This window comes from Escherichia sp. E4742, from assembly GCF_005843885.1.
Taxonomy (GTDB): domain Bacteria; phylum Pseudomonadota; class Gammaproteobacteria; order Enterobacterales; family Enterobacteriaceae; genus Escherichia.
Window position 1 is genome coordinate 1,362,936 of record NZ_CP040443.1, and the last position, 12,421, is coordinate 1,375,356.

General features: G+C 48.4%; 14 protein-coding genes. 9 read left to right on the forward strand and 5 right to left on the reverse strand.

The window, feature by feature from the left end; translation table 11 throughout:
* Positions 1-14: 14 nt before the first annotated feature.
* Complete coding sequence (gene uxaC, locus FEM44_RS06515; protein ID WP_053292087.1) at positions 15-1,427, reverse strand: glucuronate isomerase; 1,413 nt, start codon at positions 1,425-1,427, stop codon at positions 15-17.
* 483 nt (positions 1,428-1,910) lie between these two features.
* On the opposite strand from uxaC, the gene exuT reads away from it, so the two are divergent.
* The gene (gene exuT / locus FEM44_RS06520) at positions 1,911-3,209 is read left to right on the forward strand and encodes a hexuronate transporter ExuT (protein ID WP_130218273.1); all 1,299 of its coding nucleotides are present in this window, start codon (positions 1,911-1,913) and stop codon (positions 3,207-3,209) included.
* Between the two features lie 77 nt (positions 3,210-3,286).
* On the opposite strand, the gene FEM44_RS06525 is transcribed toward exuT, so the two are convergent.
* The 4 genes from FEM44_RS06525 to FEM44_RS06540 all read right to left on the reverse strand — a co-directional run bounded on the left by FEM44_RS06525 (position 3,287) and on the right by FEM44_RS06540 (position 8,339).
* A complete protein-coding gene (locus FEM44_RS06525) occupies positions 3,287-4,381 on the reverse strand; it encodes a CfaE/CblD family pilus tip adhesin (protein WP_135523963.1) in 1,095 nt (364 codons plus the stop codon).
* Positions 4,378-7,062 (reverse strand): TcfC E-set like domain-containing protein, encoded by a 2,685-nt coding sequence (locus FEM44_RS06530; protein WP_135523962.1) that lies wholly within the window; start codon positions 7,060-7,062, stop codon positions 4,378-4,380. Before FEM44_RS06530 ends, FEM44_RS06525 begins: the two co-directional genes overlap by 4 nt.
* 90 nt (positions 7,063-7,152) lie before the next feature.
* Positions 7,153-7,653 (reverse strand): CS1 type fimbrial major subunit, encoded by a 501-nt coding sequence (locus tag FEM44_RS06535; RefSeq protein ID WP_135523961.1) that lies wholly within the window; start codon positions 7,651-7,653, stop codon positions 7,153-7,155.
* A gap of 29 nt (positions 7,654-7,682) precedes the next feature.
* On the reverse strand, positions 7,683-8,339 hold the full coding sequence (locus FEM44_RS06540) for a fimbria/pilus periplasmic chaperone (protein ID WP_167850689.1): 657 nt from the start codon (positions 8,337-8,339) through the stop codon (positions 7,683-7,685).
* A gap of 347 nt (positions 8,340-8,686) precedes the next feature.
* Between FEM44_RS06540 and exuR the strand changes: the two genes are divergently transcribed.
* The 8 genes from exuR (at position 8,687) to FEM44_RS06575 (ending at position 12,411) form a co-directional block, all read left to right on the forward strand.
* Positions 8,687-9,463, forward strand: coding sequence for a transcriptional regulator ExuR (gene exuR, locus FEM44_RS06545; RefSeq protein WP_064529587.1), 777 nt, complete (start codon positions 8,687-8,689; stop codon positions 9,461-9,463).
* Positions 9,464-9,651: 188 nt separating this feature from the next.
* On the forward strand, positions 9,652-9,786 hold the full coding sequence (locus FEM44_RS25970; RefSeq protein ID WP_441316611.1) for a hypothetical protein: 135 nt from the start codon (positions 9,652-9,654) through the stop codon (positions 9,784-9,786).
* Positions 9,787-9,807: 21 nt separating this feature from the next.
* Positions 9,808-10,470: a DedA family general envelope maintenance protein YqjA gene (gene yqjA / locus FEM44_RS06550; protein ID WP_064529586.1), complete on the forward strand. Its 663-nt coding sequence runs from the start codon at positions 9,808-9,810 to the stop codon at positions 10,468-10,470.
* Positions 10,471-10,473: 3 nt separating this feature from the next.
* A complete protein-coding gene (gene mzrA / locus FEM44_RS06555; protein ID WP_130210390.1) occupies positions 10,474-10,857 on the forward strand; it encodes an EnvZ/OmpR regulon moderator MzrA in 384 nt (127 codons plus the stop codon).
* A gap of 146 nt (positions 10,858-11,003) precedes the next feature.
* Entirely contained in the window at positions 11,004-11,372 is a 369-nt protein-coding gene (gene yqjC, locus FEM44_RS06560; protein ID WP_135523960.1) for a DUF1090 family protein YqjC, read from the forward strand.
* Between the two features lie 37 nt (positions 11,373-11,409).
* On the forward strand, positions 11,410-11,715 hold the full coding sequence (locus FEM44_RS06565) for a DUF883 family protein (protein WP_135523959.1): 306 nt from the start codon (positions 11,410-11,412) through the stop codon (positions 11,713-11,715).
* Between the two features lie 2 nt (positions 11,716-11,717).
* Positions 11,718-12,122 carry a phage holin family protein gene (locus FEM44_RS06570; RefSeq protein WP_130223850.1) on the forward strand — a complete coding sequence of 135 codons (405 nt, stop codon included), beginning with the start codon at positions 11,718-11,720 and terminating at the stop codon, positions 12,120-12,122.
* On the forward strand, positions 12,112-12,411 hold the full coding sequence (locus tag FEM44_RS06575; RefSeq protein WP_130218279.1) for a YqjK-like family protein: 300 nt from the start codon (positions 12,112-12,114) through the stop codon (positions 12,409-12,411). The genes FEM44_RS06570 and FEM44_RS06575 overlap by 11 nt, the downstream gene beginning before the upstream one ends.
* Positions 12,412-12,421 lie beyond the last annotated feature (10 nt).

Sequence of the window (12,421 nt, forward strand, 5' to 3'; positions counted from 1 at the left end):
ATCAACCCCAGACCTTAGTTCAGTTCAATGGCGAAGTAGTCACGCGCATTGTTAAAGCAAATATTTTTCACCATCTCGCCCAGCAGGTTGATGTCCGCCGGCGCTTCGCCCGCTTCCACCCAGCGGCCAATCATCTGGCACAGAATGCGGCGGAAGTACTCGTGACGGGTGTATGACAGGAAGCTACGGCTGTCAGTCAGCATACCGACAAAGCGGCTCAGCAGACCGAGCTGCGCCAGTTGGGTCATCTGACGTTCCATACCGTCTTTCTGATCGTTAAACCACCAGCCGGAACCGAACTGCATTTTGCCTGGCATACCTTCGCCCTGGAAGTTACCGATCATGGTGCCCAGCACTTCGTTATCGCGCGGGTTCAGGCAGTAGAGAATGGTTTTCGGCAGCAGGTTTTCTTCGTTCTGTTTGCTCAGCAGCTTAGACAGTTCTTCCGCCATCGGACGGTCGTTGATGGAGTCAAAGCCTACATCCGGCCCCAGCAGTTTGAACTGACGCAGGTTGTTATTACGCAGCGCGCCAATGTGGTACTGCTGTACCCAGCCGCGACGCGCATATTCGGCGCCCAGGAATACCAGCACCGCAGTTTTGAACTGTGCGACTTCATGCTCACTCAGGGTTTCGCCAGCCAGACGGCGTGCCAGGATGCTATCCAGTTCCGCTTCGTTCGCTTCGGCAAACATCACCACGTCCAGCGCGTGGTCAGAGACTTTACAGCCGTGAGCCGCGAAGTGATCCAGACGTTTGGTCAGGGCAGTTTGCAGGTCTGCAAAGCGGCGAATGTCGGTATCGGAAACTTCACCCAGCTTCGCCATGTAGTCGTTAAAGGTCGCCTGTTCAATGTTGAAGGCTTTATCCGGACGCCAGCTCGGCAGCACTTTAATAGTGAAAGAGCCGTCTTTGGCAATCTCTGCGTGATGCTCCAGAGAGTCGATCGGGTCGTCGGTGGTGCCGACCATTTTCACGTTCATCTGCTGCATGATGCCGCGCGCGGAGAATTTGTCCTGCGCCAGCAGTTCGTTACATTCGTTCCAGATTTCATCTGCAGTAGACGGAGACAGCAGTTTGCCAGTGATGCCAAACGGACGACGCAGTTCGAGGTGCGTCCAGTGGTATAACGGGTTACCGATCGTGTGCGGAACGGTCGCCGCCCAGGCATCAAACTTCTCACGGTCAGATGCATCACCAGTACACAGGCGCTCAGCAACACCATTGGTACGCATTGCACGCCATTTGTAGTGGTCGCCTTTCAGCCAGATGTCATACAGATTCTTAAAGCGATAGTCTTCTGCGATTTGCTGCGGCGGTAAATGGCAGTGGTAGTCGAAAATCGGCTGGTCTTTTGCGTAGTCGTGATACAGACGGCGGGCAAATTCAGTATCTAACAGGAAATCTTCAGTCATAAACGGAGTCATTATCGTCTTCCTCTCAACGAGTGAGCTAGCTTGCTTAGGGTGCGATGCTGACAAAGTTATCACACCAATTTCCAGAGCCCGAAGATATTTTCGTGAGTTAGATCAATAAACGTAGTTAAAAAAATTACTCTCAAAGTGGTAAATCCCTCTGCAAGCCGCGCCAGTCCTGGCTTCGCTCTCATCCAGTAATGCCCCTACAAATATTCCCACATTTGTGATGGCTCTCACCTTTTAAAGTTGTATGACAAGTTATCTTTCTGCCGTCGCAAATCATAAGTCGACGGAATGCAAATTGCCGATTCATTCATTTGTTAGATGAATTGGGTTGACCGGTACGGAAGCCGAATTAGCACGAAACTTTCATGGCAGCGTTCGGGGTGTACCGGTTTTTTTTTCGGTCATCCGGTCGTAACTAACATCCTCTGCCCCAGGCAGGATGATGACCGCGCTTATTGCGGATATAACAAAACGATGAGGTTTTACATGCGTAAAATTAAAGGGTTACGTTGGTACATGATCGCATTGGTGACGCTCGGCACCGTGCTCGGTTACCTGACGCGTAACACTGTGGCGGCAGCTGCACCAACTCTGATGGAAGAGTTAAACATCTCCACCCAACAGTATTCCTACATCATCGCAGCCTATTCTGCTGCATATACGGTCATGCAACCTGTAGCGGGTTATGTACTGGATGTTCTGGGGACGAAAATCGGTTACGCAATGTTTGCCGTGCTGTGGGCGGTATTCTGTGGCGCAACTGCACTGGCTGGTAGCTGGGGCGGTCTGGCGATTGCCCGTGGTGCGGTAGGTGCGGCAGAAGCAGCGATGATCCCTGCAGGTCTGAAAGCCAGTTCCGAATGGTTCCCGGCGAAAGAACGCTCCATCGCAGTAGGTTACTTTAACGTTGGTTCCTCAATTGGTGCGATGATTGCGCCGCCGCTGGTGGTATGGGCAATCGTGATGCACAGCTGGCAGATGGCGTTTATCATCTCCGGTGCACTGAGCTTTATCTGGGCGATGGCATGGCTGATTTTCTATAAACATCCACGCGACCAGAAACATCTGACCGATGAAGAACGCGACTACATTATTAATGGTCAGGAAGCCCAGCACCAGGTTGGCGCGGCGAAGAAAATGTCCGTTGGTCAGATCCTGCGTAACCGTCAGTTCTGGGGTATCGCATTACCGCGCTTCCTGGCTGAACCGGCCTGGGGTACTTTCAACGCGTGGATCCCGCTGTTCATGTTTAAAGTTTACGGCTTTAACCTGAAAGAGATCGCGATGTTCGCCTGGATGCCAATGCTGTTTGCTGACCTTGGTTGTATCCTCGGTGGTTACCTGCCGCCACTGTTCCAGCGTTGGTTTGGTGTGAACCTGATTGTTTCCCGTAAGATGGTGGTAACACTGGGTGCGGTACTGATGATTGGCCCAGGTATGATCGGTCTGTTCACCAACCCGTATGTCGCGATTATGCTGCTGTGTATCGGTGGTTTTGCTCACCAGGCACTGTCTGGCGCGCTGATTACCCTCTCTTCTGACGTGTTTGGTCGTAACGAAGTGGCAACGGCAAACGGTCTGACCGGGATGTCTGCATGGCTGGCAAGTACGCTGTTTGCGCTGGTTGTAGGTGCACTGGCTGACACCATCGGCTTCAGCCCGCTGTTTGCAGTGCTGGCAGTGTTCGACCTGTTAGGCGCGCTGGTTATCTGGACGGTATTGCAGAACAAACCAGCGATTGAGGTGGCGCAGGAAACACATAACGATCCCGCCCCGCAACATTAACGCTTAGCGTGAGTTTTAATGTCGAAGCCGCCTGTTCTGGCGGCTTCGTTGTTTATGCGTTTGTCCGGCCTACAGGGTTAATTGATGGTTGGTAGAGACGGAGTAAAAATTACCGATAGTTTCCCCATGTAGTACCCGGCCTGTTTGTCCATCACGCTGAATTTATCGACTACCAGGGTTAATGGCGTGGGGACGCACATAACGGCGTAACGAATACCTGGCAACACAACTGGTCGAACACGCTTCAGGTTAATGCTGTTCCAGACCATGTTTTCATTATTGCGCACGTCAATTTGCCCGCCCGTTTCCGGGTTATACATTTTTACCCGGTAATCAATACGTTCCGAGGCATCTGTCGATGCTCCCCCCTGACGATAGATCGAGAAGTCGCCATCTCCTCGTCCGGCTGCCGGGCGACCTTCATCTTTAAGCTGGATTTCATAACTGATGGCGTTGCCGTTAAAACCATCGTACAGGCACATATCCAGTGTGGTCAGATCCTGAGCATAGTTACTGCCATTGACGCTCCCTGTCGGATGTAGATCAAGCTGTACCCGTGGCGTGGCGTGAGCGAACTCCGGGAAGAAGATGTCGATATGGTTGGGGTCGAGCGTATTAAGCGTGATATCTGCAACATAATCCGTTCCAGGAGAGGAAAAACGTAATTTAACAGAACCTTCCCAGACGCCGCCGATTGGTAATTTTTTCATTTCGGCTTGCTCAAGATACAGCGTTAAAGGCTTTGCATTCGCAAGATGTTGAACACTACCATCGGCATCACTTCGACACTGAAAGCCAGTACCATTGGTCAAAGCAACTTGAGTCGACCATCCATTACATGGCCCACCAGGATTCCAGACCTCAGCATCCATATAACCTTTAATTTTGACAGGCCAACGCATACCACTGCGCTTCTCCGTCAAATAAATCTGCACAGTAGAAGAGTTGCCTGATGCAGTGCAGGTCTGTTGCGAATCAGGAAAATTACACTGATAATTTGACCACGTAGTGCCGTAATTTACTGCTGGTGGATCTTCCCTGTTCCAGAAGTAATAATCAGCCCTGCCAGTTGCCAAATCGTAGGTTATATTAGCCGTAACGTTAGTTGCCGCCTGAGCACCAGTAACCACACCAAATAAACTCAAAATCACGGCAATCAATCGATTTCTCATGGTGCAACCTCCCTTTGCGCCGTCTGTACGTTTTCTCGTAATTTGGGCTGTTTTAACTGCGCCTGTAGCTGAATGGACTCTGGCAGTTGCGAATAACTCACGATGCTACAATTCACATCCCCGCTATATCGAATGCTGGCACGTTTCTTTAAAACGTTGAGTGGGCATTTAAGAAATTGCTGCCCGGAAAGCAGATACAGTTCTTTTTGGTTACCGCTGATCTCCAGGGTAAATCCGCCGTCTTCAGCGACCAACAGCATGGCGCTGTTCAGACCGACCAACGGGAATTTCTCTACCGAAGCGGGCAATAACAAGCGGCCAATATAGTTGTAGCTAAAGCTGGCTGATACTTCGCGGTAGCGTAATTTGCCTGGTAACAACATTAACTCACGATTACCCGCACCGTTAATAATGTTGGTAGTTCCTTGCTGATTACCCTGGCTGCTGTCGTTAACTTCCACAAAGCCCGACTGGAATCCCGGATACGGAAATAACACGCTATCACTTTGACTCAGTTGCAGCGTTCTGCTGCCCGCCACTCGCGCTTCGATTTGCAGATCCTGACTCTCTTCATCTTGTTCAGTAAATCCTTTTACATCTACTAATACCGCACCGAGCAGATCATCTGTTCCACTGGCTCCCAGATTAATTCCGTAACGACTCACCGCCAGCGTGGACCTGTAAGTCCCTGTAAAGGCAGAGAGATGATCATGATTCTTGCGATCGTAACTGTCTGATACGGTGCCGTAGAGATTACCGTATTGACCATCCCAGCGACCGTTAACTGCGCTGTTTATGGTATCGGTGTTCAGGCCGCCGACGGTCACGCCAAGCTCTTTATGGCTGAATGAATCGTTATAAAAGGTATGCGATAACTGCCAGGACGTTTGATCGCCATCCTGATCGCTATAGCGATAGTCGGTAGCAACATTGGTCGAATGGCTGTTGTTATTACTGTCCATCGTTGGCGTGTCTGATAACGAAAACGACAAGTACAAGCCGTTGTCGTCATTATCGCCACCGTTGTCATTACGATGGAAAACACCGACAGAAGTACTCAAAATCCAGTCACGCATCACAAAAGCGCGGGAAGCACTAAGTTGTACAGTTTCGGAGATACTTTGCGCTGTTGTCTGGCGAAGATAGTTATTTTCAAAGCTCTGCTGTTTATCCCAACGCAGACTATCATCGGTGTTATTTTGCGTGCGGGTATAACCCAGCATCATGTTCCAGCCGATAAGATTCTGTGAAACCGTCGCGGAAATACTTTCATAACAGCTTAAGGCGTTGTAGCTTTCTCTGCTGTCGGTTGTACAAACATCACCGTCGGAGTTGGTGCGATAAAAGCCCAGCGTCGGCCATCCCGAATTACTCCAGTTAACCTGCTGCATATCACCTTTGCCGCCATCATCATTGCGGAACAGACTGGCACCGATAGCAAGATTCCCCGCCCCGCCTAAACTCGACGTCCAGTTATTACCGAGTTCGAATGAATTCACATCATCGGCATTCGCCAGCCCTGCATAAAGCTCATATTGCGGATGTAATGGCAGACGCACCCCCAACTGATAAGCAGAACTTTCGTCATCGGCAGCCTGGGATGTGGTTTTCCCTGCCTGTAAAAACCACTGCGCATTTCCATCAGTCAGGCCGCCTGTTTTGGTAAACGGCACAAGCTCGGTGCGGGTGAGTTGGTTATTTTCATAGACTTTTAACGCCACGCTGTAGCTACCTGGCGGAAAGGAACTGGTATCAATAAATTGCGAACCACTATTGAGATAGAACGATCCCAGAAGTTGTTCATTGCGCCAGGCATCAACACGTGAATTACGCGAAAGCAGAATCATTACCGGCGTACCCTGCTGGCTTTGCGTCTGGTTTAAATAGCTGAGTGTCGACCCGATACGCATTCCGTCGATTGCGCCGAGTGGCAAAAAGTTAAAAGTAAAGTTTCCGCCTTGCGCATTAAATAGTGTGCGGTTGTCCATCCGACCAGCCTGCACATAATAGCGACGTAAAAAATCATAACGATAATAGAGATCGCTGACATCTGCATTACTATCACTGGCATCATCTGCATCATAGCCGTTGAAATTCCAGTGAGCGCCTATATAGCTATTTTCTGTTATTCCCAGCGCGCCCTTACCCTGCAGAGACAACGATTGATAATCATCCTGTGCCAACACATTGATGTCTTGTTGATGTATAAAGGCGTTAACCGTATTTTTGTCTGGATTTAAATACAAGGATCTGGCGTCAAAAATAGAACTCCATTGCGGATTAATAAATAACGTTGCTGAACTGTCTTCATCGTTAAAGATAATTTCAACAGAATCAGTATTGATAAAACCACACCCTGAATCGGTACGCAAATAACCGCAAGCCATTTCTCCATGACGATCCAATGGCTGTGAGAGTCTCGCTTTAACGATCTGCGCTATTTTTTGATCTTCCGCATCCAGTTCCAGCTTGTTGTATAAACCAGTTGAGTCCAGAAATGTTACGGTATCAAGATTAACCATTGCATAATATTTACCGAGACTTTTTCCGGCGTAATAAACCTCGATATACTCCTGCTGCCCCTGTGCAATAACTTCAAATCCGGCGGGAATTTTGGTTAATGTTGCCCATGCAGGGCTGAGACTAGCAAGGATAAAAATAGCCAGTAATTTTTTATCCATGGCAATCCTGTAATCCATAACAAATACTAAAACAATTAAAATAAGGGAGGACGCGCCCCCCTTTGTTACGTGTTAATTCTGTTATCCGGATTAGATATCCTGGGACAGATAAATGCTTACTACGCCACGGTAGATACCTGTTTCCAGAACACCTTTGGTGGTTTGAGCAAACATCAGGTTTTTAGCCAGAGAACCGTTAGTTAACGCATCGGAAGCAAAGATTTTGGTTGCGGTAAAAGTGGTTGCTGCATCAGCTTTAATTTCTTCGCCACCCCAGGTTACTGTCAGCGGAACAATCTTGGTAGCGTCCAGACTTTGAACCAGTTGCGCTGGGGAAACTAACTGCATTTTCACGTTTTTGGTCACGTCATTTGACCAGATTTTAGTCATCAACTGATAAGATTGCAGACCCTGACCCGGCAGATATTGCATTTCTACTGCTTTCGGCAGCGCAGTGTTATCGGTCTGAGTCATGTCCAGAGCGGCGTCAACGTTAGCCGTAACAGTAATATCCTTTTGTACTGCTAACGCGGAGCCTGCAACGGAAAACAGTGCAGCGACCAGAAGAGATTTTGCAAATACCTTTTTCATTATTATTCCTTTGTTTATTACAATGATAATTAATGGATCGCCAGCTCAAACTCGCCATTATCCTTAGTGATCCAGTTATTATATTTGACTACGATTTTTTCGTCGCCAGATATGCTTTCTAACATCCTGTCTTGTCCAGGGAAGATATTTTTATTTACGGTCTGCGTTCTACATTTTACAGAACGATTATTCTTACAATAGTCAATGGTTAATATTTTCAGACGTTGATTGCCATTATTAATTAACTTATTATCGGCACTGATATCTAACTTCGCTACAGGCTGCTGAGGGGGAACGCTGACAACAATGCCCCAAATTAAGTTAACCGTTAATTGCATGGCGAGATCTTTTTTATTAACCGTTGCATCATCAATGCTGGGTACGGCTTCAAATTTAACCCGATAGTTTTTTTCTTTTTGCTCAGGTTCCATTGCCACGAAACGCACGGTCTTACTGCTTCCGCCGGGTAAAGCAAATTTGGGTGGCATTACTACAAGTTGGTTCGCATCGCCAGATATCACTTCAACTTCTTTTTCTTGTGCCGTTGAAGGATTATCGATACGAAATACCGTTGCTTTAATATATTGAACTTCATTCGTTTTCGATATTACGCGAACACTTCCTTCTCCCTGACTGTTAATCGAAACCGCCATAGGATAAACCGTCATATTTGCTTGTCCTGGCATTGAACAGGAAAAAAGAATACAAACCAGAATAAATGGAACTCTTATGCATTTCACAATGATATTTTCTTTTACGAAAGTTATCGAATGCGTGCATTAGATTGATTGAGGCGGGAAATGTCAAAACAATAATATATTGGCCATATAAATCTTATTTATTGAAATTACCCTTAACTTACTGAAAAATATGATACGCGACAACATCACTTGCTAAAAATTAGGAATTTATAAAGATACAAATTACATATATATATTAATTTCATATAAATACCAGTAATAAAACTACCATGGCATACCCATAGATAAAGTGGTATGATAACTTTGTCCGCATTCCACTCCGGGAGACGCATATGGAAATCACTGAACCACGCCGTTTGTACCAACAGCTCGCCGCTGACCTGAAAGAGCGCATCGAGCAGGGCGTCTATCTGGTGGGTGATAAACTGCCCGCCGAACGTTTTATTTCTGATGAAAAAAACGTCAGCCGCACCGTGGTTCGTGAAGCCATCATCATGCTTGAAGTCGAGGGCTATGTAGAAGTACGCAAAGGCTCGGGAATTCATGTGGTTTCCAACCAGCCTCGCCATCAGCAGGCGGCGGACGCGAATATGGAATTTGCCAATTACGGTCCGTTTGAACTGCTCCAGGCACGTCAACTTATCGAAAGCAATATTGCCGAGTTTGCTGCAACCCAGGTAACGAAGCAGGACATCATGAAACTGATGGCCATCCAGGAGCAGGCGCGCGGCGAACAATGCTTCCGTGATTCCGAGTGGGATTTGCAGTTTCATATTCAGGTCGCATTAGCGACGCAGAACTCTGCACTGGCTGCCATCGTTGAGAAAATGTGGACCCAGCGTAGTCATAACCCGTACTGGAAAAAACTGCACGAGCACATTGATTCCCGTACCGTCGATAACTGGTGTGATGACCACGATCAGATCCTCAAAGCGTTGATACGCAAAGATCCTCATGCCGCCAAACTTGCAATGTGGCAGCACCTGGAAAATACCAAAATTATGTTGTTTAACGAAACCAGTGACGATTTCGAGTTCAATGCCGACCGCTATTTGTTCGCCGAGAATCCTGTCGTTCATCTGGATACTGTGGCCAACAGCAGCAAATAAACTCCCATTTCTGACAGGCGCAGCAACGCGCCTGTTCGCTTTATCAGTAAGCGAAAAGTATAAAGTGTCAGCCTGTGTAAATCCTCTCGCCACCCTCCTCTGCAATCAGCAAAATCAGACTCCACGGACATGTAATTTTGATAACGAACAACGTTGACCTTTGTTACAATTAGATTCAATTTGAATTTATGCTATTAAATGTTTTCTTATCTCACGTTTTAACAGGGAATAGTTCAGGCCGTATTGGTGTCTCGACCCGCAATATATACAACAACAGCAATAACCTGACGGGTGTGCATCATTTAAAACCGGCGTGGCGTTAACCGATTCACCAGGAATAATGAATGGAACTTTTGACCCAATTGCTGCAAGCCCTGTGGGCGCAGGATTTTGAAACCCTGGCCAATCCGTCGATGATTGGCATGTTGTATTTTGTCTTGTTTGTGATTTTGTTCCTCGAAAACGGCTTGCTTCCAGCGGCCTTTTTACCCGGCGACAGCTTGCTGGTGTTGGTCGGTGTATTGATTGCCAAAGGCGCAATGGGTTACCCGCAAACCATTATGCTGCTAACTGTTGCTGCCAGCCTCGGTTGCTGGGTCAGCTACATACAGGGGCGATGGCTGGGCAATACCCGCACCGTACAAAACTGGCTATCCCATTTACCTGCGCACTACCACCAACGCGCACACCATCTTTTTCATAAACACGGTTTATCTGCGCTGTTAATTGGTCGCTTTATCGCATTTGTCAGAACATTACTGCCGACCATTGCCGGACTGTCAGGGCTGAATAACGCCCGCTTCCAGTTCTTCAACTGGATGAGCGGTTTGCTGTGGGTATTGATCCTGACAACCTTAGGTTACATGCTCGGCAAGACGCCGGTATTTTTGAAGTATGAGGACCAGCTGATGTCATGCCTGATGCTGCTCCCGGTGGTGCTGCTGGTGTTCGGCCTGGCAGGTTCTCTTGTTGTTTTATGGAAAAAGAAATATGGAAATCGGGGGTAAAGGATGCAAATACCTCGCATGTCGCTTCGCCAGCTAGCCTGGTTCGGCGCTGCTATATTGCTGGCTGGCACGCTGCTGCTGGCCTGGTCTGCGGTTCGTCAACAAGAATCCACGCTGGCGATCCGCGCCATTCATCAAGGGACGACGATGCCGGACGGTTTTTCCATCTGGCATCACCTTGATGCTCATGGCATTCCTTTCAAAAGCATCACCCCTAAGAATGACACACTGTTGATTACGTTTGATTCCAGCGATCAAAGTGCCGCCGCCAAAGCGGTCCTCGACAGAACATTGCCTCATGGCTACATCATTGCGCAGCAGGACGATAATAATCAGGCCATGCAATGGCTGACCCGGCTGCGGGATAATTCTCATCGCTTCGGATAACTTCCTGTTATCCGAAACATATCACTCACTTTGGTGATTTCACCGTTACTGTCTATGATTAATAAGGCGGTGGTTAATACCACCGCCTCGTTGTCTGGACAATCGTTCCTCTGTAATGGGTCCGAGTCACAATGGAAGGTTCAAGAATGAAATACCACATCGCTTTAGCTGTTTCTCTTTTTGCTCTTAGTGTCAGTAGTTATGCCACTACCCTTTGTCAGGAAAAGGAGCAAAATATCCTTAAGGAGATCAGCTATGCCGAAAAACATCAAAACCAGAATCGTATCAACGGCCTGAACAAAGCCCTTAGTGAAGTGCGGGCGAATTGTTCAGATAACCAGTTGCGTGCCGATCATCAAAAGAAAATCGCGAAGCAGAAAGATGAAGTGGCAGAACGCAAGCATGATTTAGCCGAGGCGAAACAAAAAGGCGATGCGGATAAGATTGCTAAACGCGAACGGAAACTAGCAGAAGCGCAGGAAGAGCTGAAAAAGCTGGAAGCGCGCGACTACTAATCCCCAATAGTTAATACTTACTCACCTGGAGAAAACTATGTCGAAAGAACACACTACGGAACATCTGCGTGCTGAGTTGAAATCCCTGTCCGATACGCTGGAAGAGGTGCTTAGCTCCTCTGGCGAAAAGTCAAAAGAAGAGCTGAGTAAGATTCGAAGCAAAGCGGAACAGGCTCTGAAACAGAGCCGCTATCGTCTGGGTGAAACCGGTGATGCGATTGCTAAACAAACCCGCGAAGCGGCGGCGCGTGCCGATGAGTATGTGCGTGAAAATACGTGGGCGGGGGTTGGTATTGGCGCAGCCATCGGCGTGGTGCTGGGCGTTCTGCTGTCGCGTCGTTAATTATGGCGGAAACTCATCACGCGCAAGGGCCCGGTAAAAGCGTTCTGGGCATCGGGCAGCGAATTGTCACCATCATGGTCGAAATGGTGGAGACGCGTCTGCGGCTGGCGGTGGTTGAACTGGAAGAAGAAAAAGCCAATATCTTTCAGCTTTTACTGATGCTCGGCCTGACGATGCTTTTCGCTGCATTTGGTCTTATGAGCCTGATGGTGCTGATTATCTGGGCCGTTGATCCGCAATATCGCCTGAATGCAATGATTGCCACCACTGTGGTGTTGCTGCTTCTGGCACTCATCGGCGGTATCTGGACGTTACGCAAGTCGCGCAAATCCACCTTGCTGCGCCATACGCGTCACGAACTGGCAAACGATCGACAACTTCTCGAGGAGGAGTCCCGTGAGCAGTAAAGTCGAACGTGAACAACGTAAGGCACAACTGCTTCGTCAGATCCAGCAGCAACGACTGGATCTTTCCGCTAGTCGGCGTGACTGGCTGGAGGCAACGGGTGCCTATGATCGCCGCTGGAATATGCTGTTGAGCCTGCGTTCCTGGGCGCTGGTCGGCAGCAGCGTGATGGCTATCTGGACTATTCGTCATCCGAATATGCTGGTCCGCTGGGCCAGGCGCGGTTTTGGCGTCTGGAGTGCGTGGCGTCTGGTTAAAACCACCCTCAATCAGCAACAGCTTCGCGGTTAACTTCCTCTCT